Origin of the sequence: Citrobacter sp. TBCP-5362 (assembly GCF_005406305.1) — a bacterium.
GTDB lineage: Bacteria > Pseudomonadota > Gammaproteobacteria > Enterobacterales > Enterobacteriaceae > Citrobacter_B > Citrobacter_B koseri.
Genome location: NZ_CP040234.1, coordinates 3,052,200 through 3,076,323 on the forward strand (window position 1 = coordinate 3,052,200; position 24,124 = coordinate 3,076,323).

Consider the following 24,124-nt stretch of genomic DNA (forward strand, 5'->3'; position numbering starts at 1 on the left):
TAAAGCTTGAGGAGTGAGAGTATGGCTGTAACTAAGCTGGTTCTGGTACGTCACGGCGAAAGTCAGTGGAACAACGAAAACCGCTTCACCGGTTGGTACGATGTTGACCTGTCCGAGAAAGGCGTGGGTGAAGCAAAAGCGGCAGGTAAACTGCTGAAAGAGGAAGGCTATAGCTTCGATTTTGCTTATACCTCCGTGCTGAAACGTGCCATCCACACGCTGTGGAACGTCCTGGACGAACTGGATCAGGCCTGGCTGCCGGTTGAAAAATCCTGGAAGCTGAACGAACGTCACTACGGCGCACTACAGGGTCTGAACAAAGCGGAAACCGCTGAAAAATACGGTGATGAGCAGGTTAAACAGTGGCGTCGCGGTTTTGCCGTAACCCCGCCGGAGCTGACCAAAGATGACGAGCGTTACCCGGGCCACGATCCGCGTTATGCGCAACTGACCGAGAAAGAGCTGCCGCTGACTGAAAGCCTCGCGCTGACCATCGATCGCGTGATCCCTTACTGGAACGAAACCATTCTGCCACGCATGAAAAGCGGTGAGCGCATCATCATCGCCGCTCACGGTAACTCTCTGCGTGCGCTGGTGAAATACCTGGATAACATGAGCGAAGAAGAGATTCTCGAACTGAACATCCCGACCGGTGTACCGCTGGTGTACGAGTTCGACGAAAACTTCAAACCGATCAAACATTACTATCTGGGTAACGCTGACGAGATCGCGGCAAAAGCGGCGGCCGTAGCGAACCAGGGTAAAGCGAAGTAATCTGATTTGCCTGATGGCGCTTCGCTTATCGGGCCTACGGGTTGGCAATATGCGTCCTGTAGGCCGGATAAGGCGTAAGCCGCCATCCGGCAATACATGCACTTAAACCCCGATAACCCCGTCGAGCACCACCTGCGCCCTGCCCTGTGAACAACGTTCCACACGACCCCGAACGTTATACACTTCCGCCAGGCTTTCTGCGGTAATAACCGCTTCCGGCGCGCCGCTGGCCACCAGTTTGCCCTCCTTCAGCATCAGCACATGTTCGCTGTGGCGTAGCGCGATATTAATGTCATGCACCACCACAACCGTCACCATATTGCGCGCCCGCGTTTCCCGCGCGATCAGATCCATAACGTGAAACTGATAGTTCAGATCCAGCGCGCTAAGCGGCTCGTCCAGCAACAAAAGTTCCGGGTAGCGAATCAGCGACTGCGCCAGCCCCACCAGTTGCCGCTGGCCGCCGGAAAGCTGGTCAAGATAGTGCAGCGCCAGATGCGCAATGCCGAGTTGATCCAGGATTGCCAGCACCTGCGAGTGGCTGTTCGCGCCATCCCGCCCGCCGGACGCCCGCTGCGCCACGATAATTGACTCCAGCACATGCAGATGTACGCCCTGCGGCAGCGACTGAGGTAAAAACACCACCTTTTCCGCACGCCGGGCAAACGGCAGCGACATCAGGTTCTCACCGTCCAGCATGACCTCGCCACGGGCTTTATTCAGCCCGGCCAGCGCGCGTAATAACGTTGATTTCCCGCAGCCGTTCGGCCCCAGCAGAACGGTAATTTTACCGCGCGGCAGCTCAGGCACGCTGAGATCGTGAATAACCGGATGTTTCGGATAACCGGCGCTTATTCCCTTGAGGATCAACCCGCTCATGACATGCTCCCCCGGTGGCGCAAAATAATGCTCAGGAAGAATGGCACACCCACCAGCGACGTTACGATGCCTACCGGGATGATCACCCCAGGAACAATATTCTTCGACGCGATCGAGGCCAGCGACAGCACCAGCCCCCCCGTCAACACGCTGCCCGGCAGATAGAACCGGTGATCTTCACCAAACAGCATTCGCGCAATGTGCGGCGCGACCAGACCGATAAAACCGATTGGCCCGACAAACGCCACCGACAGCGCCGATAGCAGGCTGATGCGCAGCAGCGATGACAGGCGCAGGCGCCGCACGTCAATGCCAAAACTCATCGCCCGATCTTCCCCCAACCGTAGCGCCGTCAATTGCCAGGCGCTACGCATCGACCACGGCAGCACAATGGCAAACACCAACGCCAGCACGCCGAGCTTTTCCCACGACGCGCGCGCCAGGCTGCCCATCGTCCAGAACACCAGCCCCTGTAGCGTGTCCTCATCGGCAACGAACTGCATCATCGACACCAGCGCATTAAAGGTAAACACCAGCGCGATACCGAACAGCACCACGCCAGAGGTCGCCACGCGCGTCCAGCGAGTAATCCCGTCCAGCAGCAGGGCGGACAGCAGCGCAAAAGCAAAGGCATTCGCGGGAATAAACCAGGCGGCAGGAACGCCGGGAATGCCGATACCCAACACGATCGCCAGCGCAGCGCCAAAGGCCGCTGCGGAAGAAACGCCCAGCGTGAACGGACTCGCCAGCGGGTTGTTCAGGATTGTCTGCATTTCGGCGCCCGCCAGCCCCAAAGCCATTCCCACCAGTAACGCCATCAGCGCATAGGGTAAACGGATATCCCAGACGATAACGCGCGTCCCCGCATTAACGCTTGCCGGGTGCAGCAGCGTTTGCCAGAGCTCGCCGAGCGACAGACCAGACGGGCCAAGCGTAGAGTCCAGCACCAGCGAGGCGACTATCGCCGCAATAATCAGCAGCGCCAGCATCAACCGCTTGCGTACCACAAGACGGTAGCGATCGTCGATCGACGGAGCATTAGCGGATAGCGACATAACGTTCCTTACCTGTAGAGTCATTTCGGCGGATTGAGCACATCGCTAATCTGCGCGTCGCTGAGTGTAATGCCAAAGAAGTCCTGGTAAAAGCGGCGGGTCTCCTTGCGCATATCCACATCGGCAAAGCGCTGCGGGTAGAGCGTTTTTGCCAGCCAGAGGAATTGTAACGCCTCTTCGCTGGTCTCCCGACACCACCAGAACATCCCTTTCGGGTTCACATACACGCGATGATGAATCACGGCGTCCACCTGCGCCCACTGGGGAGAAGTCAGGATGGCATCCGCATCCCGCTTATTCATGGCGACAATCACCGCCGGATTTGCCGCGACAATCTGCTCAAGAGCGACTTCCCCCGTCCGGTTTTGCTTGTGGCTAAACCAGCGCTCGGCGACGTTTTTTGCACCGGCCAGATCCATCCAGTCCTGATTAAGCGACGGCCTGCCGGAAGTGGTCAGCGGATTGCCCATGCTGTGATAGAGGGTCATTCGCTGATCTTCAGGAAGATCGCTTAAGCGCGCCTTTACCCGCGCCACATTGCGGTCAAAATACTGCTGATACCGCTGCGCTTTATCCTGCGCATCCGGCCCCAGCACCTCCGCTGTTTTATGCACCCTGGCGGTCAGCGCCTGCATGGAGTTCGCCTCAAACGCCAGTACGCGCACCCCTGCCTGCTGGAGCAGCGACGCCCTCGGCACCGTCATCGATTTCGGCACAAACAGCAGTTGCGTACCGAGCGAGATGATCTGCTCCGGGTCCAGTTCGTGACCGCTGTTGACGCTGACAACGGCGACATTCTCAATATGCGGCAGACTCTGGCGAAAAAGCGGAATCGTCTTTGCAATCATCGACGTGCCAACAATATTATCGCCATACCCCAGCATGGTGATGATGGTGTTTTGCGCCGGCCACGGCGAAGCGATGCGCACATCGCTGTGCGGCTGCGCGGCAAACAGGCTCCCCGCCACCAGCCAGGCCAGCGCGGGGAAAATGCGGGTTAGCGTCATGACTCCATCCTTTAAAAATCAAACGTGACGGAGGCGCGAACTTCACGCCCGCTGCCGATAAAGGCGCTGGGTGAACTGTTATCGCCATCGGTGCCTGACGGGAAGATTGATGCCCAGTAGTGCTTATCGAACACGTTGTTAACCACCACGCGGAAGGTGGTCGGCACGTTGCTGATTTTCGTGGTGTAGCGGGTGCCCAGGTCCCAGGTGGTGTAGCTGCTGGCCCATGCGGTGTTGGTATCGTTGGCGGCACGCTTGCCGGTATAATGAACGTTAGCGCTGTATACCCATTCCGGCATCGACGGTAAGCTGTACTCCGCCAGCACGTTCGCCTGTACTTTCGGTACGCCTACCACCCGTTTATCGCTGGTGGTATCGCTCACCGTATCTTTCAGTTTCGGATCGAGGAGCGTCACGCCGCTGTAGATATTCAGCCCTTGCCAGACATTACCGGAGGCCGTCAATTCCAGACCGTTATTGACCTGGTTCCCCTGTTCCTTATAGACATTGTCGCCGGGATCGACATAGGCAAATGGACGCTCAAGACGGAACAGCGCCGCCCCCAGATTCATCCCGGAGACATCGGCTTTTAGCCCCATCTCATATTGTTTGCTGCGATACGGGTCGAGGGTTTGCCCGGCATTTTTCACGTCGCTATTGGTTGGCGCCGTCCCGCCCTGTTCCAGCGACTCCGCATAGCTGACGTAGGCCATCACATTCGGGGTGATTTTATACATCAACGCCGCATTCGGGCTTAAACCGTTCTCATCAATCTGGCCGGTTTTATGACCGCTTTTATTGTAGTTCTGCGACTGAATCCAGCTCTGGCTCAAGCAGAACATCGCCGACCATTTCGGCGTGAAAGTCACGGTATCCCCAAGGGTAATGCTCTGTTGCGTGTTGACGCTGGATTTATAACGATCCCCACCGGTTATGATTTTGCCATCGCCCTTTTCGTACATCTCAGAGGGGTGGTACATATTGGTGGTGTCCCAGCTATAAGACGGCCCCGTCCCTTTCGCACTGTACAGCGACCAGACATAACCGGTGGTCGAGAGCGCAATATCATGCCCGACAGAACCGGTATCAACATGACCGTTAAGCGTGGCGGTATTGCTCAGTACGCGAAAACGTCCTGCGGCAGTAGAGTCTTTCAGCGAACGGCTGATATCGCCCTGGTTATTGATAATTTTGCTGGATACGTTACGCATCGCACGATCCGCCTGCTGCCAGCCAACGCCTGCCGTTACGGACCAGTCATCATTGAGATAATGAATAAGACGCGTGCTCACCGTGTCGGTTGTCAGATCGTTCCCGGCCGTGCTGAGCGCCAGATTTTTATCTTTGGGATCGGGGGCGGAAGGTAATTTAATGTTCGGGCCATAGCTGAAGCTTCCCGGATAGCCTTTTTGAATAAACTCATAGTGGCTGGCATCCAGCTGCAATTGCGTGCCTGGCTGAATATTCCAGTCCAGCGCCACGGAAAGCAACTTACGGCGCAGCGTACTGTCATCCAGATTCCCTTCACCTTCCTGATTCAGCACATTCACGCGATAGCCAAAACGGTTGTCATCATCAATGTGTCCGCCCAAATCAACATGCCCGGTGAAGGCGCTCCGGCTTTGATAACCCAGAGTGACTTTGCGCAGCGTCTCTTCCGTTGGGCGTTTGGCGACAAAATTAAACTGCCCGGCCGGACTTGCCGGGCCGTACAGCGCGCCGGTCAGGCTGTTGAGCACATCCAGGCGTTCCAGCATCTCAACGGGGAAAGCGGTGGTTGAGACGATGTTCAACCCATCCAGGCGGCTGTTGGCAACCACGCTGCCCTGCATCCCCCGGCTCTGCGGTCTGCCGACATCCATGCCGCCGCGCGCCTGCATTTGTGTGCTGGGCGAGTATTTCAGCAGTTCGCTCACGCTTTGCGCCTGCTGGTTCTCAATCATCTCTTTGGTGACGGTCGTGGTCGAATACGGTGTATCAACCCAGGCCTTATTGCCCAGCGGCCCGACATCGATATCATTGGTTTTGAATCCAGCGCCGGAAGCGGCATGCGTGGTATCGGCGGAAGGCTGGCTGGTGACGATAATTTCATCTTCAGAGGTGTTTGCCGCATGTGCGCTGTGCGGCGCCAGGGAAATGAGAAGAGGCAACAGCGTTGCCAGTTGAGTGGGCTTATTCATTTGTATTATCAATCGTTATGTAAAAATTTATATTACGACCGATATAAGTGTAAAAAGTTGATCACGATCACATCAAAACTTTTAAACAAAGAACTAACTCTTTTGGATTACAAACAGTTAGTAGAAAAAAACCGGCCTGATTTGCCGGTTTTTCAATTGCGCAACGTGCGTTGGCAGGAGGAATTATCCGCGACGGGCTTTCACCGCATTCGACAACTGACGCAGCAGCGCATCCGTATCTTCCCAGCCGATGCAGGCGTCGGTAACGCTCTTACCATAGGTCAGCGGTTCGCCGCTTTCCAGGCTCTGATTACCTTCCACCAGATGGCTTTCCACCATCACGCCAATGATCGCGTTTTCGCCACGCGCAATCTGCTGGCAAACATCCGCACAAACGTCCATCTGCTTTTTAAACTGTTTGGAGGAGTTCGCATGGCTGAAATCGATCATAACCTGCGGCGCAAGCCCCGCTTTAGCAAGACCTTCTTTTACTTCTGCCACATGTTGCGCGCTGTAGTTTGGCTCCTTGCCTCCACGCAGAATAATGTGGCAGTCGCCGTTGCCGCTGGTATTCACAATGGCGGAGTGCCCCCACTTGGTGACGGAGAGGAAGCAGTGAGGCGCACCGGCGGCATTGATGGCGTCAATCGCTACTTTGATGGTGCCGTCGGTGCCATTTTTAAAGCCGACCGGGCAGGAAAGACCGGAGGCCAGCTCGCGGTGTACCTGAGACTCCGTGGTACGTGCGCCAATCGCGCCCCAGCTCATCAGATCCGCCAGGTATTGCGGGGTGATCATATCAAGGAACTCACCCGCAGCAGGTAATCCGCTGTCGTTAATGTCGAGCAATAGCTTGCGGGCAATACGCAGGCCATCGTTAATCTGGAAGCTGTTATCCATATGCGGATCGTTGATCAGCCCTTTCCAGCCCACCGTGGTGCGCGGTTTTTCAAAATAGACGCGCATGACAATTTCAAGCTCGCCTTTTAGCTCTTCACGCAGCGTCATTAAACGAGCGGCATACTCTTTGGCGGCAACCGGATCATGAATTGAGCACGGCCCAATCACCACCAGCAGGCGATCGTCATTCCCTTTCAGGATTTTATGAATCGCTTTGCGGGCATGGGCAACGGTGTTTGCTGCATTCTCTGTAGCGGGAAATTTTTCAAGGAGTGCGACTGGCGGTAATAACTCGTTGATCTCTTTAATACGTAAATCGTCGTTCTGATAATTCATGATTATTCCAGTGTTGCCATACTTATCTAATTAAATGCAATCCCTTCAATCTATCTCTTTGGCTAAAAAGTGTAAACTGACTTTTACACTTCGAACGGACTAATCCTGGAATTAGGAAAAAAAACGCCAGAAAGTAGCGAAAAACGAGATCTAACCTACAATTTTTAACTGCAAACACTCTTTTTGTGAGTTTTTTCAAGATTCTCTGCTGGGCTAAATCGCCAGTGCGGGATCTTTAACCCCTCTCTGAGATTTTACTGGCACATGCACTGTTGGAAGAGTTATCCGACATATCGACCATAACAGGAGCATCTTATGAAAATGACAAAACTGGCCACACTTTTTCTTACTGCCATACTCAGCCTTGCCAGTGGCGCAGCGTTGGCCGCCGACGCGAATACGCAGTCCAACAACGGACAGGCAAACTCTTCGGCGGATGCCGGACAGGTCGCCCCTGACGCCCGCGAAAACATCGCGCCAAACAATGTGGACAACAGCCAGATTAATTCCGGCGGCACCATGCTTCACCCGGATGGCTCATCAATGAACCACGACGGCATGACCTCCGATGAAGTGCATAAAAACACCATGTGTAAGGACGGCCGCTGCCCGGACGTGAATAAGAAAGTAGAGACCGGCGACGGCATCAACAACGACGTTGATACTAAAACCGATGGCACCACGCAGTAAGCCTGAAAAAAGGCCAGGTAACGGGAGAGCTGACGCTCTCCTTTTTATTTTGTCAGCCCAAAACTTGTATGATGTCATACAGTAATAATGAAAATAACAAAGGGATGACACGATGGCACATTCACACTCTCATACTGCTTCGCATCTGCCGGAAGATAAGAACGCGCGTCGGTTGCTGTTCGCATTTTGTGTCACCGCCGGATTTATGCTGGTTGAAGTGGTGGGCGGCATTCTTTCAGGATCGCTGGCGCTGCTGGCCGATGCCGGGCATATGCTTACCGATGCCGCAGCCCTGTTGTTCGCTCTGATGGCCGTACAGTTTTCCCGGCGTCCTCCAACCATTCGCCACACTTTCGGCTGGCTGAGACTGACAACGCTGGCCGCGTTTGTTAACGCCATTGCATTAGTGGTGATTACCCTTTTAATCGTCTGGGAAGCCATTCAGCGCTTCTATACGCCACGCCCTGTCGCAGGCGGCATGATGATGACTATCGCAGTGGCGGGTTTGCTCGCCAACGTGTTCGCGTTCTGGCTCCTGCACCGGGGGAATGAAGAAAAAAACCTCAATGTGCGTGCCGCCGCGCTGCATGTGATGGGGGATTTACTGGGATCGGTCGGCGCCATTTTTGCCGCACTGATTATCATCTGGACAGGCTGGACGCCAGCGGACCCGATTCTCTCGATCCTGGTTTCCATACTGGTGTTACGCAGCGCCTGGCGTCTGTTAAAAGACAGCGTAAATGAATTACTGGAAGGCGCGCCGGTTTCGCTGGATATCGCGGCGTTGCGTCGCCATCTCAGCCGGGATATTCCCGAAGTACGCAATGTGCATCACGTCCATGTCTGGATGATAGGAGAAAAACCCGTGATGACGCTGCATGTGCAGGTGATCCCGCCGCACGATCATGACGCGTTGCTGGCGCGCATCCAGCATTTCCTGATTCACCATTACCAGATTGAGCACGCCACCATTCAGATGGAATATCAGCCGTGCAACGGGCTGGACTGCCACCTGAATCAGGGGCTATCCGGCCATTCGCACCATCACCACTAACTGGAAAGCGCGTGTGAGCCTCGTTCGCGCGCGCTGTTGATCCACATCCGGCTGCCATTCAGGGCGATGAAGGTCAGGATCAGATACTCCAGCGACATCGCATAGACGCCTTGCAGTGCGAAGATCACCACGCTTATCACGTTGATAATCACCCACAGCAGCCAGTTTTCGACGTACTTGCGCGTCATCAGGATCATCGCCACAATCGACAGCACCATCATGCAGGAGTCCCAGAACGGGAAGGCATCAGGCTGCAACTCCGGTACGGCGACCGACAATCCCAGCGCCTGCATCAGGTTGACGGCGACGCGAGTCAGGAAAGCAAATACCGGATCGATATACGCGGTCATCAGGCCTATCGCCACCACGCATACCGCCAGCCAAGCCAGCGCTTTTGGCAGCGGCAGCCAGCGAATTTTCAATTCAATCTCATGCTGGCTTGTTTTGCGGGACCAGGCATACCAGCCGTAAATATTGGCGGCAAAGAAAAATACCTGAAGCAACAGGCTGGCGTAGAGTTGGATCTGAAAAAAGATGATCGCGAATAGCGTCACGTTAATCAGGCCGAAAAAATAGTTGCTGATCTTTTCCAGGCTGGCAAGCCCGATACACAGCAAACCCGCAACGGTGCCAACAGCTTCAATCCATGACAGGTCGTAACCGCCAGCGCCAATTGGAATATGAACCAGAATGTTCTGTGTGCTAAAAAAATCCATCTTTCCCCCAGAGCGTTTTACGTTTTACGCTCGTAGTGTAGCCGCAAATTCCAGCATACGGTTGAGCGGCAGCAGCGCCCCTTCTCGCAACGCCTGGTCAACGTGAATCTCATGGGCCTGCCCGCCCTGCTCTAACCCCTCAGCAATCGCCTTAAGGCCGTTCATCGCCATCCACGGACAATGCGCGCAGCTACGGCAGGTCGCCCCTTCTCCGGCTGTCGGCGCTTCAAGCAACTCTTTATCAGGCACCGCCTGCTGCATTTTATAGAAAATGCCCCGGTCGGTCGCCACAATAAGCTGCTTATGCGGCAGCGTGCGGGCGGCATTAATCAGCTGGCTGGTAGACCCGACGGCATCCGCCATATCGACAATCGATTGTGGCGACTCAGGATGCACCAGCACGGCGGCATCCGGGTACAAACCTTTCATCCGGGTCAACGCCTGGGTTTTAAATTCATCATGAACGATACAGGCCCCCTGCCAGCAGAGCACATCCGCGCCGGTCTGCTTTTGCACGTAATGTCCCAGGTGGCGATCCGGCGCCCAGATAATTTTCTCACCCAGACTGTCCAGATGTTCAATCAGTTCAACAGCGATACTGGAGGTAACAACCCAGTCAGCGCGGGCTTTGACGGCAGCAGACGTGTTGGCGTAAACCACTACTGTGCGATCCGGGTGGGCGTCGCAAAACGCGCTAAATTCGTCAATCGGACAACCCAGATCCAGCGAGCATTCCGCCTGTAGAGTCGGCATCAGGATGGTTTTTTCCGGGCTGAGAATTTTGGCCGTCTCGCCCATAAAACGGACGCCAGCGACCAGCAACGTGGAGGCAGGATGTTTCGCGCCAAATCGCGCCATCTCCAGCGAGTCGGAAATGCATCCTCCGGTTTCTTCAGCCAGTTGCTGAATTTCGGGATCGGTGTAATAGTGCGCCACCATGACGGCATCGCGCGCTTTCAGCAGACGTTTGATTTTCTCGCGGTAGAATTGCTTTTCATCCACGCTTAGCGGGGTCGGTTTCGGCGGAAACGGATAGATTGCGGCTTCCGGGTCAAACATTACGCTCATCATGCTTTCTCGTTTTACTGGCTTAACGAAATAACCGATATAAAGCGTAACCCACGCCACAATCGGTTAAATTTGTTTTATATGCTAAACAAGATAGCCGATTGGCTGGCAAAAGTCACAACAATTGCGCTTGATAATGCCGGATGGCGGCGCAAGCGCCTTATCCGGCCTACGGGTCGCCGACTGACGTCTTATCCGACCTGAACGAGTGTATCGCTGTAGGCCTGATAAGCGCAGCGCCATCAGGCACAAATTCTGCGCATAGCAAAAAGGCGCCTTTAGGGCGCCTTTTTACATTGGTGGGTCGTGCAGGATGACTCGGCTTCGCCTCGCCCTTCGGGCCGTTGCTGACGCAACGTTATCCTTCACGTTTAACATCTGAGTGCAATGTTAAAATTGGTGGGTCGTGCAGGATTCGAACCTGCGACCAATTGATTAAAAGTCAACTGCTCTACCAACTGAGCTAACGACCCCTTGCGGGATTTTACTGCTTAATCATTCAGGATGGTGGGTCGTGCAGGATGACTCGGCTTCGCCTCGCCCTTCGGGCCGTTGCTGACGCAACGTTATCCTTCACGTTCTCTACCAGTAACCACCTTTAAAACTGGTGGGTCGTGCAGGATTCGAACCTGCGACCAATTGATTAAAAGTCAACTGCTCTACCAACTGAGCTAACGACCCATACGGGTGTTACCTGAAAGATTTTACTCGGCACCAATTTTTAAATTGGTGGGTCGTGCAGGATGACTCGGCTTCGCCTCGCCCTACGGGCCGTTGCTGATGCAACGTTATCCTTCACGCTTAACATCTGAGTGTGATGCTAAAACTGGTGGGTCGTGCAGGATTCGAACCTGCGACCAATTGATTAAAAGTCAACTGCTCTACCAACTGAGCTAACGACCCGAGTGGTGGGTGATGACGGGATCGAACCGCCGACCCCCTCCTTGTAAGGGAGGTGCTCTCCCAGCTGAGCTAATCACCCGATACTACGCTGGTAAGATGTTTCCATCTTTAAAGTGGTGGGTCGTGCAGGATTCGAACCTGCGACCAATTGATTAAAAGTCAACTGCTCTACCAACTGAGCTAACGACCCACTTTTGCGCTGCTTTCGGTTTGTTTGATATCCCCTGGCAACGGCGGCATATATTACTGATTTCAGATTTCAGCGCAACAAAAATTTCGATGTAGATCACTCAACTGCTTAGGAATCGCACGACGAGACCAGAAATAACGCGATTTCTGGTCGCGTGGTGTGCATTACATCGCGTTAAGACGTTTTTGCGCTTGTTTTGCGCCATCAGTGCCAGGGTATTTACTGATAACCTGCTGATAAACCGCTTTGGCTTTTGCCGCGTCGCCTTTGTCCTGCATGATGACGCCGACTTTGTACATCGCGTCAGCCGCTTTTGGTGACTTCGGGTAGTTTTTGACTACCGAGGCAAAATAAAATGCGGCATCATCTTTTTTACCCTTGTTGTAATTCAACTGGCCGAGCCAGTAATTGGCATTCGGCTGATAAGTTGAGTCCGGGTATTTTTTGATGAAGTTCTGAAACGCCACAATCGCATCATCCTGGCGGGACTTATCCTGCACCAGAGCAATTGCCGCATTGTAATCGGTATTGGCGTCGCCGCTTTGTACCGGCGCGCCTGACGTCGCCGCGCCCGCGCCAGGCGCAGGTGTTGCGGTTGCCGCCCCGCTTTGCTCGCCGCCCGCCGACGGCGTCGCTGCGCTACCGCTGCTCAGACTGTCCATCTGTAGCAGGATCTGCTTCTGTCGTTCAACAACCTGATTCAGCTGATACTGGCTTTCCTGGATTTGACCACGCAGGGAATCAATATCGGACTGATTATCAGAGAGTTGTTGCTGGAGTTGGGTTAAAAGCTGGCTGTGAGCATTCGAAATACGCTCGAGTTGAGTGACGCGGTCTTCGACCGAGCCTGAGCCGACACTACTGATTGGCGCCTGAGCAAAAGCGGCCCAGGGGGCCGCTATGCCAACCAGTAACGACAGACTCAACAGGTGATGTCTGAAGTTACTGCTCATGCAATTCTCTTAGTAAACCAGTACGGCGCGACGGTTTTTAGCGTAAGCCGCTTCGTCGTGACCCAGTACTGCGGGTTTTTCTTTACCGTAAGAAACGATGGAGATCTGGTCAGCAGAAACGCCTTTACCCTGCAAGTACATCTTAACAGCGTTAGCACGGCGTTCGCCCAGGGAGATGTTGTACTCAGGAGTACCACGTTCGTCCGCATGACCTTCTACGGTGACTTTGTAAGACGGGTTGCTACGCAGGAAGTTAGCGTGCGCATCCAGCATTGCCGCGAAGTCAGAACGGATATCGTACTTGTCCAGATCGAAGTAAACGATGTTGTTCTGCTGCAATTGCTGCATCTGCAAACGCGCTTGCTCTTCAGAAGACATGTTGCCGCTGCCGTTCGCATCCATACCAGTGCCTGCACCCAGCATGCCTTCGCTGCCGTCATTGCTGGCGTTCTTGTTGGAAGAACATGCAGCAATTGCCATAACAGGCAGAGCGATCATCAGCCCTTTCAGCACTTTGTTCAGTTGCATTTCAATGATTCCTTTACTAATCAATTAATTATTATCACAGATACGGCGACCAGGCAGGGAATTTAACCTGACCATCAGTTGCCGGAAGACGCGCCTTGAAACGCCCATCTGTAGAAACCAAATTCAGCACGGATCCCATCCCCTGAGAAGAGCTGTAGATTACCATAGTGCCGTTAGGTGCCAGACTTGGCGTTTCATCCAGGAACGTTGACGACAGAACCTGTACGCCACCCGCTACCAGATCTTGTTTGGCAATGTGCTGCTGACCATTCGCCGAGCTTACCATTACCATAAATTTACCGTCGCTGCTCACATCCGCATCCTGGTTTTGCGAACCTTCCCAGGTGATACGCTGCGGAGCACCGCCGTTCACGTTAACTTTATACACCTGCGGACGACCGGCCTGGTCAGAGGTAAAGGCCAGGTTCTGGCTGTCCGGGAACCACGTTGGTTCGGTGTTGTTGCTGCGACCATCCGTCACCTGACGAATCTGACCAGAACCAATGTCCATCACATACAGGTTCAGGCTACCGGTTTTAGACAGGGCAAACGCCAGTTTGCTGCCATCCGGCGAGAACGCAGGCGCGCCGTTGTGACGCGGGAACGACGCAACCTGACGCACAGCCCCGTTAGCCAGCGTCTGGATAACCAGCGCAGAACGACCGCTTTCGAAGGTCACGTAGGCCAGTTTAGAGCCGTCAGGAGACCACGCCGGAGACATCAGCGGCTGCGGAGAACGGTGAACCACGAACTGGTTGTAGCCATCGTAGTCAGACACACGCAGTTCATACGGGAACTGGCCGCCGTTAGTCTGCACTACGTAAGCGATACGGGTGCGGAATGCGCCCTTGATGCCGGTCAGCTTCTCAAACACTTCATCACTTGCAGTATGGCCAGCATAACGCAGCCACTGCTTGTTCACTTTGTAAGAGTTCTGCGCCAGTACAGTACCCGGTGCGCCGCCGGTGTCAACCAGCTGATAAGCAACATTGTAGGAACCGTCAGGATTCGGAGTCACCTGGCCGACAACAACCGCATCAATACCCAGCGCAGACCATGCCGCCGGCTGAACTTCTTGCGCCGTACCCGGCTGCTGCGGCAGACGAGAACGATCCAACGGATTGAATTTACCGCTGTTGCGCAGGTCAGCGCCAACGATGCCGCCAATATCTTCAGGCGCAGCTCCCGGCCCTGCCCACTGGAATGGCACAACGCCAATCGGGCGCGCCGAGTCCACCCCCTGGGTGATCTCGATACGTACTTCTGCGTGCAGCACCGCTGCCCACAGCATTAAGAAACCAAATGCTACTCGTAATGCCTGCTTCATCATATCTCCCTTATCCGGGCGGAAAGCCCACGATAATTTAGCAGAATGTTAACAAACTCAAATACACAAAACTACCAGAACCCAGCGACTCCCGTAGCGTTTCTTTCCCCGTCGTGACGGGGAAAGTTTAGCTTACGGTTTAAAGTCCAGAGGTGCGTTTTTAAACACTTCGTATACCGCCTGGCTTGGTGGTTTTGGAATCTTCGCCTGTCGGGCCGCAGCAAGCGCTGCCTGACAAAGCGCGGGATCGCCACCTTCAGACTGAATATCCAGCAACAGGCCGTCTGGCGCCAGTTTTATACGCAGCGTACAGGTTTTACCTGCATAGGACGATGCGTCGTAAAACTTACTTTCAATGGCCGATTTAATCTGCCCGGCATAATTGCTGATATCCGCGCCTGATGCGCCATTGTTTTTAGTATTACCACTCCCCGCAGGAGAAGCATTGCTTCCTGCCGCTCCGCCGCCGGTTTTCGGCGCATTCTTACCGGAGCTTAAATCGCCCAACAGGTCGTCGACGCCAGATGCGGCAGCGGCTTTTTCGGCTGCGGCTTTCTTCGCAGCAGCCGCTTTATCTGCCGCAGCTTTCTTATCGGCAGCAGCCTTCTCAGCAGCAGCTTTTTTTGCTGCTGCCGCTTTCTCAGCGGCGGCTTTGTCGGCGGCAGCTTTCTTCTCTGCGGCCGCTTTTTCAGCAGCAGCCTTTTCTGCTGCGGCTTTCTTCGCGGCCTCTGTCTGAGCCTGCTTAGCCGCCTCGGCTTCCGCTTTTTTCTTCGCGTCGGCGGTGGCTTTTGCCGCTTCAGCTTCGGCTTTCTTCTTCGCATCAGCAGCCGCTTTTACCGCTTCAGCTTCCGCTTTCTTCTGCGCTTCCGCCGCTGCTTTAGCCTGCGCGTCCGCTTTCGCTTTCGCATCCGCTGCGGCTTTCGCCGCCGCTTCTTCAGCCTGTTTCTGCTGCTCCTGCGCTTTCTTCGCGGCCGCTTCCGCTTGTTTCTGCTGTTCCGCCTGCTCGCGCGCCTGTTCCTGCGCGGCTAAACGTTCTTTCTCAAGTTGCTTCAGTCGTTCCTGTTCAGCCGCCTGCTTCTCGCGAAGCTCTTCAGCTTGCTGCTGCGCCTGTTTCTCACGCTGTTCCGCCGCACGCTTCGCGCTCGCCTGTTGCTGCTGCTGACGATCGTACTGCTGAACAACTGCGCCGGGATCGACCATGACGGCGTCGATGGAAGAACCACCGCCGCCCCCGGCTGAAGCCTCTATATGCTCATCGAACGAACTCCAGATCAGCACTGCAAATAAGATGACATGCAGTACCGCTGAAATAATTATCGCCCGTTTGAGCTTGTCGTTTTGTTCGGTTGCCTTTGACACTCTCGGTTCCCAAAAACTGTGCGCCTGTTACTTGCTATCTTTACGTCCCGGAGACGCAGAAGATCAGATAGGCTGCGTCATCAAGCCAACCGATTTCACGCCCGCACTGTGTAACAAGTTCAGCGCTTTAATTATTTCATCGTAAGGCACGTCTTTCGCGCCACCGATTAAGAAGACCGTTTTCGGATTGGATTCCAGGCGACTTTTCGCTTCGGCAATAACCTGCTCTGGCGGCAACTGATCCATCCTGTCTTTCTCAACCACCACGCTGTATTGCCCAATACCGGAAACTTCAATAATGACCGGCGGATCGTCATTGGTGCTGACAGCCTGCGACTCGGTCGCGTCCGGCAGATCGACTTCCACACTCTGGGTAATGATCGGCGCCGTCGCCATGAAAATCAGCAGCAGCACCAACAGTACGTCGAGCAACGGTACAATGTTGATTTCGGACTTGAGATCGCGACGACCTCGTCCACGCGTTCTGGCCATGGCTTACCCCTTGTTGCTCTCGCTACTGGTAAACGCCTGACGGTGCAGAATGGCGGTGAACTCTTCCATAAAGTTGTCGTAATTCAGTTCCAGCTTGTTCACGCGCTGATTCAGACGGTTGTAGGCCATAACCGCTGGAATCGCCGCAAACAGACCGATAGCCGTTGCAATCAGCGCTTCCGCGATACCCGGCGCCACCATTTGCAGCGTCGCCTGTTTCACCGCACCGAGGGCGATAAACGCGTGCATAATCCCCCATACCGTACCAAACAGACCAATATACGGACTGATGGAACCCACGGTGCCGAGGAAAGGAATGTGCGTCTCTAATGTTTCCAGCTCACGGTTCATGGAGATACGCATCGCACGGGACGCCCCCTCAACAACCGCTTCCGGCGCATGGTTGTTTGCACGATGCAGTCGCACAAACTCTTTGAACCCGCTATAGAAGATTTGTTCCGAACCCGCGAGGCTATCACGACGCCCCTGGCTCTCCTGATACAGGCGAGACAGTTCGATTCCAGACCAGAATTTATCTTCGAACGCTTCCGCTTCGCGCGCCGCAGCGTTAAGAATACGAGTCCGCTGGATGATGATAGCCCAGGATGCGATTGAAAAACCAATCAAAATCAACATGATAAGTTTAACCAGAAGGCTTGCCTTCAGGAACAAATCAAGGATATTCATGTCAGTCACTGCTTAAACTCCGCGACAATAGACTTGGGAAGCGCACGAGGCTTCATTTTGAGTGGATCAACGCAAACAATCAGAACTTCCGCTTCGTTGAGCACGTTGTTCTCTGCGTTGACAATGCGTTGCGTGAAAACCAAAGAGGTGCCACGCATTGACGTAATTTCAGTTTGGACTTCGAGCATATCGTCGAGTCGCGCAGGCGCATAATATTCCAGCGTCATTTTACGCACCACGAAGGCAACCCGTTCAGCCAACAGCACCTGCTGACTGAAGTGATGATGACGCAGCATCTCTGTGCGTGCTCTTTCATAAAAAGCGACGTAACTGGCGTGGTAAACCACACCACCGGCGTCGGTATCCTCATAATAGACACGAACCGGCCATCGAAATATATTCACTGTACATCCCGGTAATGCAAAAAAAGTTAACGCTTTTAAACGTTGCTACTATACGCGCGCGGATGAGGCTTGGGAATGGGGGGAAGTTAAGGGAGAGTAAAAATTTATGGGCTTATGAAAACCCATAAATTTTTAAGGATACTTCTTATTCAAAAGAAGAAGAAAATCAGACCAACAATAAGCACGATATCAGCGAGCAGCGGGCAAAAGATCCCCTGCCAGTGAACGGCGCGAGGACGAAATCCTACGCCATGAATCACGCCCGTACAGACGGCCCACATCAGCAGAAAACCATGCCAGATTTCCAGCTCGCTTGTTTTCGCCGCGAAACGCGTCGGGTCCCAGAAGATGCAGCCTGCCAACACTAACGCCAGCATAAAGGAAAGCGCCCGTAATGGGCGCTTATCCATTACCGCATACAACGTTGCGATAATACTGGTCATTAGCTGTCTTCTTGTCCGGCTTTACCTGATTCTACGTGCTCAAGCGCCAGCGCAGTGATTATCCCAAATGCACAGGCAAGAAGCGTTCCCAGAATCCATGCGAAATACCACATTTTTAGCTCCTTACTTAGTACAGAGAGTGGGTGTTGCTTTCAATATGTTCTTTAGTGATGCGGCCGAACATTTTCCAGTAACACCAGCTGGTGTAGATCAGAATGATCGGTACAAACACCAACGCAACCCAGGTCATCAGGTTCAGTGTTCTCTGGCTGGAGGTCGCATCCCACATGGTCAGGCTCGCATTCATCATGGTGCTGGAAGGCATCACAAACGGGAACATTGCGATACCGGCAGTCAGGATGATGCAGGCCAGGGTCAGAGAAGAGAACAGGAATGCCCATGCTCCTTTCTCCATACGGGAGGTCAGGATAGTCAGCAGCGGCAGAACCACGCCCAGCGCCGGAACCAGCCACAGGATCGGCGTACTGTTGAAGTTCACCATCCACGCACCGGCTTCACGCGCGACTTCTTTGGTCAGCGGGTTAGATGCGGCGTGATGATCCATCGCGGAAGTCACGACATAACCATCAATACCGTAAACCACCCATACGCCCGCCAGCGCGAAGCACACCAGCGTAACCAGCGCGGCTACCTGTGCCGTCGTGCGGGAACGCAGGTGCAGCTCACCCACGGTACGCATTTGCAGATAGGTCGCGCCCTGGGTAATGATCATCCCTACGCTGACGATACCTGCCAGCAGGCCAAACGGGTTCAGCAACTGGAAGAAGTTACCGGTGTAGTACAGACGCAGATACTCGTCGATATGGAACGGTACGCCCTGTAACAGGTTGCCGAACGCCACGCCGATAACCAGCGGCGGCACAAAGCTCCCCACGAAGATGCCCCAGTCCCACATGTTGCGCCAGCGGGTGTCTTCAATCTTGGAACGGTAGTCAAAACCGACCGGACGGAAGAACAAGGACGCCAGCACGAGGATCATCGCCACATAGAAACCAGAAAACGCCGCAGCGTAAACCATCGGCCAGGCGGCGAACAGCGCGCCACCGGCGGTGATCAGCCACACCTGGTTACCATCCCAGTGCGGGGCGATGGAGTTGATCATAATTCGACGCTCGGTGTCGTTACGACCGAGGAAACGGGTGAGCATGCCCACCCCCATGTCGAAGCCATCGGTAACCGCAAAACCGATCAGCAGAATGCCAACCAGCAGCCACCAGATAAAACGCAATACTTCATAATCGATCATTTGACGACTCCTGTCTTAGCGTGCCGGCTGAGAGGCCACATTGGGCTGCTCAAAGTGATAGCGACCGGTTTTCAGGCTGCTTGGGCCACGGCGTGCAAACTTGAACATTAAGTACAGCTCCGCCACCAGGAACAGGGTATACAGGCCGCAAATCAGGATCATGGAGAACAGCAGGTCACCGACCGTCAGTGACGAGTTCGCCACGGCGGTTGGCAGCACCTCACCGATCGCCCACGGCTGACGACCATATTCGGCAACGAACCAGCCTGCTTCTACAGCAATCCACGGCAGCGGGATGCCGTACAGCGCCGCGCGCAGCAGCCATTTTTTCTCACCGATGCGGTTACGAATGACGCTCCAGAAGGAGAGCGCGATGATCGCCAGCAGCAGGAAGCCGCACGCAACCATGATACGGAACGCAAAGTACAGCGGCGCAACGCGTGGGATGGAGTCTTTGGTCGCCATCTCAATTTGCGCTTCGGTCGCGTCAGTGACGTTCGGCGTATAGCGTTTAAGCAGCAGACCGTAGCCCAGATCTTTCTTCACGTTATTGAACTGGTCGCGAACGGCCTGGTCGGTAGAACCGGCACGCAGTTCTTCCAGCAGCGCGTAGGCTTTCATCCCGCTACGGATACGTTCTTCATGCTGCACCATCAGGTCTTTCAGACCGATGACCGGCGTATCGACGGAGCGAGTCGCGATAATACCCAGCGCGTAAGGGATCTGGATAGCCAGTTTGTTTTCCTGCGTCTCCTGATCCGGGATACCGAACAGGGTGAAGGAAGCAGGCGCTGGCTGGGTTTCCCATTCCGCTTCAATCGCGGCGAGTTTGGTTTTCTGCACGTCGCCCATTTCGTAGCCGGATTCGTCACCCAGCACGATAACAGACAGCACAGCAGCCATACCGAAGCTGGCGGCGATAGCAAAGGAGCGTTTAGCGAACGCGATGTCGCGGCCTTTCAGCAGGTAGTAAGCACTGATACCGAGGATGAACATTGCACCGGTCACATAGCCAGACGCCACAGTGTGAACGAATTTCACCTGCGCAACCGGGTTAAGCACCAGTTCGGAGAAGCTCACCATCTCCATACGCATGGTTTCGAAGTTGAAATCCGATGCGATAGGGTTCTGCATCCAGCCGTTCGCCACAAGTATCCACAGCGCAGACAGGTTGGAACCCAGCGCCACCAGCCAGGTGACACACATATGCTGGACTTTGCCCAGACGGTCCCAGCCAAAGAAGAACAGACCTACAAAGGTGGATTCGAGGAAGAAGGCCATCAAACCTTCGATTGCCAGCGGCGCACCGAAGATATCCCCTACATAGTGGGAATAGTAAGACCAGTTAGTCCCGAACTGGAACTCCATGGTCAGACCGGTAGCCACACCCAGAGCGAAGTTGATACCAAACAACTTGCCCCAGAACTTGGTCATATCTTTATAAATCTGTTTGCCGGAAAGGACGTATACCGTTTCCATAATGGCCAGCAGGAACGCCATACCGAGCGTCAGCGGCACAAACAGGAAGTGGTACATCGCGGTCAAGGCAAACTGTAAGCGCGACAGTTCGACTATATCTAACATCATGACTCCTTGCTCATCGCATGAAGACTCCGAGAGTGAACCCCGTTAGAAAGGGTCACACGCATGCCCCAATAAAATTTATTTGCTCCCCTTCACCGTTGCCGTTTCATCATCAGAGGAAACAGCAATGATAAAAAGTTACAAACATGTTAATAAAAAACCTAAATTGATCCCGCAAATATATTACGCCGTAAAATCCCTACAATAAACAGGTTTTTATTGAGTCAAATTTGCATTTTTCGACATTGATCAATTTATAGCTAATTTACCAGTTTCAGGCCAATTTGATCGGCGACAATTTATCGTGTTTTGACATCTTTTTCCAAGCATTAAACATTGATTTAAATCAAAAACACCAAAATTCGTTAACGGTGTATACAATGCGTAAACACGGTGAAAACAATGTTGCGCATATGTATCTCTGAGGGTGTTGGCGGTTATCTAATAGAAAGGTATATATAAAAAAACAGCATTTCATTTAACGTTATCATCGACGACATTCTTTTGCCGTCTGCAACTATTTAGCGTAGACGCTTCAGCGTAATTTTCCACAGGGTCAATTCGCCATGAAAATAGTCACAAATATTTTACTTTTAAGCCCATTGAAATTAACACCGGATTGTTATTATTCCGTTAACAATAAAGCCACGCTAAGCGTGGCTTTAATCTGTTTGTCTGAGATTCAGGCAAGCGTGTAGCTAAACGTTCGGGACTGCCCCGGCAGAAAGAGGCCAGCCCCACTTGCGCCCTCTCCTTTCGCAGGGCACGCCTGTTCATCCATCATGGTCTCTGTACATGCGCTAACGGCTCTGCCGAAGGCAACGGTGGCATCACATGAGGTTGTTTCGGACGGATTGTACAGGCGCAGGATGACAGCATCGCGATCCTCTGCTTTTTTCAGCGCGCTTAACAGGCAGCCCACCGGCGACATCGTTAACAGGCTGTAATGTTCCGGTACGCAAACATCGGCCTTGTTGAGTTTCATCGCATCCCAGGGAATTTTGTTATAGCACTGAACAGGCGTCAGCCACGCCTTCGCCTGTTGCGCGACACCGGCGCTAAAAGGCGTTCCGCTATAGCTGAACAGGCTAAACCGACTGCGTAGCATTCCGCGCATTTGTGAATCCGGCACCGCCATTTTGATGCCGGAAGGCCGCCCTGGCCGCAGCAGTAGATCCTCTTTCCCCAGCAGCCCCACCCCACGCAAGAGCGTTAAGGCGAACGTTTTCTTCCCTTCGCCGATAACTTCAAATTCACGTAATCCCTCCGTGAAAAGCGCGAGGCCATTTCTCTCTTCCTGAAGCGCCGCATAGTTCAGCATATTCCAGACCGGTACCGGCGCCTCTTTCCACCCCTCTTCCTGCCAGTTTTCCATCGCGCTGTCCTGTACCGGACGCGTCACTGCGCCAAACTGGGTGTCCGCCAGCACAACATCCGTCGTGAACGGCGTGGGGATTAACACCCGCACGCGGTGATCGTCAGCCTGATTATCCAGCGCCACCTCAACATCAATGCGTCTGCTGTTATGGCTCAGGGTAACGGCGATCTCCACGCCTAACGTTCCGTTGCGCTGCCGTGCGCTGCGTTCGGCAAGATTCGCCGGAACCGCCAGGGTATAGCGAATGACAACCCTGCTCTGCCATGCGTCATGAATCACTTCATATTCCGGTTTTGCCGTCGTCGAAGTAAGCAGCCACTCTTCTCTGGCGGGGGAGTAATCGTACTCATCGCCATCGTCTGACCCCTCTTCCAGCGCCAGTATGCGCTGATAACGCACGCCGCTGTCTTTATCGCGCAGGTTCAGCGTACCGTCATCATTCGCCGTAATCTGCCAGAACGCGTTCTCCAGCAGCGCGTCTGATGAAACCGTCGGGCTCACCACATTGCCCGCTGCGTTCGGTTCGATATAAAGCGTGCGATAGCCCATTGAAGGGATAATCTGCTGGATCTGGATATCAAATTCCATAAACGGCTCGTAGTTACCGTAATGCACAATCTGGCGGTCAATTAAACCGGGATCGATCTCCCGGGCATGGCGAATGCAATAAGGAATGGCGTTGCCCCGATCATCCCGCAGAGAGAACTGGCTGGCGCGCAGGCGTACCGTGGTGTTAATCACCTCTTCACGCGGCCACGGCATCAGGTTAAACAGCACCAGTTTGTCGGCATCGCTCTGCGGCATGTTGTCGGCGATTTTGCGCTGATAAAAACAGATCAGGTTGTCGGCCATATCCTCAGCCAGCTCGAAACGGGAGGCAATTTCGCGGTGTACTTTGTCACTGCAACAGCAGCCGATGCTGTCGTGGGCGTGATTCTTCAGAATCTCTTTCCACATTTTCTCCAGCAGGCCGTGGTGATACTCAAACCCCAGCGTCCAGGCCAGCGTCGCCAGCGGCTCAAGAATGTTGACGATTTTGTTCTCGATGCGCGCATGGGCGATTTTGATGTCCATCCGCGTCGAACCAATGGTGCGATGAACGCGCATATATTTGCCATCAATAAACTCGCCTTTCAGCGTGGCAAGTTGCTCGCGGCGGGCTTCTATGTGTTCAAACACCTCTTCAAAGCGGCTCATCACAAACTTACGCTGCGGGTAGATTTCGCGCAGTTTATCCATCACCGCAAAGATATTTTGCTGCAACGGCATCTGATCGTGGCCATTCGGCAGCAAAATTTCTTTGGTCAGCGACGCGCGCTCCAGCACATCGAAGTAGCTGTCGAGACGTTTACGCAGCCCGGCCTCGTCCTCCGGTAAGTACTTACCAATCGCGTAGCCCAGCGGCAGCACCTGCGCCGTCACTTCACTGCCATCCGCGCTTTGCCATAAAAACTCGGTTTTATCGGTGCCATGGCGTTCCGAACAACCACGCCAGAACATGGCGCGGGTAATACCGAAACCGTTATAGATATGCGGAAGCTGCCCCGACATGCCGAACGAATCCGGCAGATAGCCAATTTTCATCGGTTCGCCAAACGCCTGGCAGTCGCGCATACCGTACATCAGATTACGCACGATCGACTCCCCGGATACCAGCGTGGTATCCGTTTGGGTATACCACGGGCCGATAATCAGTTTTCCGGCCTGCACCAGTTTTCTTACCCGCGCTTTATTTTCCGCTTTGACGGCGAAATAGTCCTCCAGCACCGCCGTCTGCCCGTCAAGGACATAGTATTTATACTCTGCATCCTGCTCCAGGCGGGTCAGGATCTCCTCCATATTGTTGACCAGCAAAATACGTGACGCTTCCGTGGTGAAATACCATTCACGATCCCAGTGCATGTGCGGCGTAATGTGAACGCGAGATACTGCTTTCATCTTCGTTTCCTG

22 protein-coding genes and 5 tRNA genes are annotated in these 24,124 nt (G+C 53.9%); 3 read left to right on the plus strand and 24 right to left on the minus strand.

Going from position 1 to position 24,124, the window contains the following annotated elements; translation table 11 throughout:
• Positions 1–21 precede the first annotated feature (21 nt).
• Positions 22–774, plus strand: coding sequence for a 2,3-diphosphoglycerate-dependent phosphoglycerate mutase (gene gpmA / locus FD428_RS14580; protein ID WP_012133230.1), 753 nt, complete (start codon positions 22–24; stop codon positions 772–774).
• A gap of 102 nt (positions 775–876) precedes the next feature.
• Here the strand turns inward: gpmA and FD428_RS14590 are convergent, their stop codons facing one another.
• From FD428_RS14590 to aroG, 5 genes are all read right to left on the minus strand, one after another.
• Entirely contained in the window at positions 877–1,653 is a 777-nt protein-coding gene (locus FD428_RS14590) for an ABC transporter ATP-binding protein (RefSeq protein WP_058668799.1), read from the minus strand.
• Positions 1,650–2,732 carry an iron ABC transporter permease gene (locus tag FD428_RS14595; RefSeq protein ID WP_052194398.1) on the minus strand — a complete coding sequence of 361 codons (1,083 nt, stop codon included), beginning with the start codon at positions 2,730–2,732 and terminating at the stop codon, positions 1,650–1,652. The genes FD428_RS14590 and FD428_RS14595 overlap by 4 nt, the downstream gene beginning before the upstream one ends.
• Positions 2,729–3,715, minus strand: coding sequence for an ABC transporter substrate-binding protein (locus tag FD428_RS14600; RefSeq protein ID WP_114848499.1), 987 nt, complete (start codon positions 3,713–3,715; stop codon positions 2,729–2,731). The genes FD428_RS14595 and FD428_RS14600 overlap by 4 nt, the downstream gene beginning before the upstream one ends.
• 11 nt (positions 3,716–3,726) lie before the next feature.
• Positions 3,727–5,895 carry a TonB-dependent siderophore receptor gene (locus tag FD428_RS14605; protein ID WP_114848500.1) on the minus strand — a complete coding sequence of 723 codons (2,169 nt, stop codon included), beginning with the start codon at positions 5,893–5,895 and terminating at the stop codon, positions 3,727–3,729.
• 183 nt (positions 5,896–6,078) lie between these two features.
• Entirely contained in the window at positions 6,079–7,131 is a 1,053-nt protein-coding gene (gene aroG, locus FD428_RS14610; RefSeq protein WP_012133235.1) for a 3-deoxy-7-phosphoheptulonate synthase AroG, read from the minus strand.
• A gap of 315 nt (positions 7,132–7,446) precedes the next feature.
• On the opposite strand from aroG, the gene FD428_RS14615 reads away from it, so the two are divergent.
• On the plus strand, positions 7,447–7,821 hold the full coding sequence (locus FD428_RS14615) for a YbgS-like family protein (RefSeq protein ID WP_110494523.1): 375 nt from the start codon (positions 7,447–7,449) through the stop codon (positions 7,819–7,821).
• A 112-nt stretch (positions 7,822–7,933) separates the two neighbouring features.
• Positions 7,934–8,875 (plus strand): CDF family zinc transporter ZitB, encoded by a 942-nt coding sequence (gene zitB / locus FD428_RS14620; protein ID WP_114848501.1) that lies wholly within the window; start codon positions 7,934–7,936, stop codon positions 8,873–8,875.
• Here zitB and pnuC read toward each other — a convergent pair.
• The 19 genes from pnuC to mngB all read right to left on the minus strand — a co-directional run bounded on the left by pnuC (position 8,872) and on the right by mngB (position 24,112).
• Positions 8,872–9,591, minus strand: a complete 720-nt coding sequence (pnuC, locus tag FD428_RS14625; RefSeq protein WP_047458055.1) for a nicotinamide riboside transporter PnuC — start codon at positions 9,589–9,591, stop codon at positions 8,872–8,874. The genes zitB and pnuC overlap by 4 nt on opposite strands.
• Positions 9,592–9,615: 24 nt before the next feature.
• On the minus strand, positions 9,616–10,659 hold the full coding sequence (gene nadA / locus FD428_RS14630; RefSeq protein ID WP_024130522.1) for a quinolinate synthase NadA: 1,044 nt from the start codon (positions 10,657–10,659) through the stop codon (positions 9,616–9,618).
• A 397-nt stretch (positions 10,660–11,056) separates the two neighbouring features.
• Positions 11,057–11,132 (minus strand) — tRNA-Lys (locus FD428_RS14635).
• A 132-nt stretch (positions 11,133–11,264) separates the two neighbouring features.
• Positions 11,265–11,340, minus strand: a tRNA-Lys gene (locus FD428_RS14640).
• 146 nt (positions 11,341–11,486) lie between these two features.
• Positions 11,487–11,562: transfer RNA gene (locus FD428_RS14645), tRNA-Lys, on the minus strand.
• Between the two features lie 3 nt (positions 11,563–11,565).
• A tRNA-Val gene (locus tag FD428_RS14650) sits at positions 11,566–11,641 on the minus strand.
• A 35-nt stretch (positions 11,642–11,676) separates the two neighbouring features.
• Positions 11,677–11,752 (minus strand) — tRNA-Lys (locus FD428_RS14655).
• Between the two features lie 164 nt (positions 11,753–11,916).
• Complete coding sequence (cpoB, locus tag FD428_RS14660; RefSeq protein WP_012133241.1) at positions 11,917–12,705, minus strand: cell division protein CpoB; 789 nt, start codon at positions 12,703–12,705, stop codon at positions 11,917–11,919.
• 9 nt (positions 12,706–12,714) lie between these two features.
• Positions 12,715–13,233: a peptidoglycan-associated lipoprotein Pal gene (pal, locus tag FD428_RS14665; RefSeq protein ID WP_003022983.1), complete on the minus strand. Its 519-nt coding sequence runs from the start codon at positions 13,231–13,233 to the stop codon at positions 12,715–12,717.
• A 34-nt stretch (positions 13,234–13,267) separates the two neighbouring features.
• Positions 13,268–14,560, minus strand: a complete 1,293-nt coding sequence (tolB, locus tag FD428_RS14670; protein ID WP_024130523.1) for a Tol-Pal system beta propeller repeat protein TolB — start codon at positions 14,558–14,560, stop codon at positions 13,268–13,270.
• 132 nt (positions 14,561–14,692) lie between these two features.
• Complete coding sequence (tolA, locus tag FD428_RS14675; RefSeq protein WP_114847771.1) at positions 14,693–15,919, minus strand: cell envelope integrity protein TolA; 1,227 nt, start codon at positions 15,917–15,919, stop codon at positions 14,693–14,695.
• 63 nt (positions 15,920–15,982) lie between these two features.
• Positions 15,983–16,411 carry a colicin uptake protein TolR gene (gene tolR / locus FD428_RS14680; RefSeq protein WP_012133245.1) on the minus strand — a complete coding sequence of 143 codons (429 nt, stop codon included), beginning with the start codon at positions 16,409–16,411 and terminating at the stop codon, positions 15,983–15,985.
• Between the two features lie 3 nt (positions 16,412–16,414).
• Positions 16,415–17,107, minus strand: a complete 693-nt coding sequence (gene tolQ, locus FD428_RS14685) for a Tol-Pal system protein TolQ (RefSeq protein WP_024130524.1) — start codon at positions 17,105–17,107, stop codon at positions 16,415–16,417.
• On the minus strand, positions 17,104–17,502 hold the full coding sequence (gene ybgC / locus FD428_RS14690) for a tol-pal system-associated acyl-CoA thioesterase (RefSeq protein ID WP_012133247.1): 399 nt from the start codon (positions 17,500–17,502) through the stop codon (positions 17,104–17,106). Before ybgC ends, tolQ begins: the two co-directional genes overlap by 4 nt.
• Before the next feature lie 149 nt (positions 17,503–17,651).
• The gene (ybgE, locus tag FD428_RS14695; RefSeq protein WP_012133248.1) at positions 17,652–17,945 is read right to left on the minus strand and encodes a cyd operon protein YbgE; all 294 of its coding nucleotides are present in this window, start codon (positions 17,943–17,945) and stop codon (positions 17,652–17,654) included.
• Complete coding sequence (gene cydX, locus FD428_RS14700) at positions 17,945–18,058, minus strand: cytochrome bd-I oxidase subunit CydX (protein WP_003022970.1); 114 nt, start codon at positions 18,056–18,058, stop codon at positions 17,945–17,947. Before cydX ends, ybgE begins: the two co-directional genes overlap by 1 nt.
• 14 nt (positions 18,059–18,072) lie before the next feature.
• Positions 18,073–19,212 (minus strand): cytochrome d ubiquinol oxidase subunit II, encoded by a 1,140-nt coding sequence (gene cydB / locus FD428_RS14705; protein ID WP_012133250.1) that lies wholly within the window; start codon positions 19,210–19,212, stop codon positions 18,073–18,075.
• 15 nt (positions 19,213–19,227) lie between these two features.
• Entirely contained in the window at positions 19,228–20,796 is a 1,569-nt protein-coding gene (cydA, locus tag FD428_RS14710) for a cytochrome ubiquinol oxidase subunit I (RefSeq protein WP_024130525.1), read from the minus strand.
• 682 nt (positions 20,797–21,478) lie between these two features.
• A complete protein-coding gene (gene mngB / locus FD428_RS14715) occupies positions 21,479–24,112 on the minus strand; it encodes a mannosylglycerate hydrolase (protein WP_114847770.1) in 2,634 nt (877 codons plus the stop codon).
• Positions 24,113–24,124 lie beyond the last annotated feature (12 nt).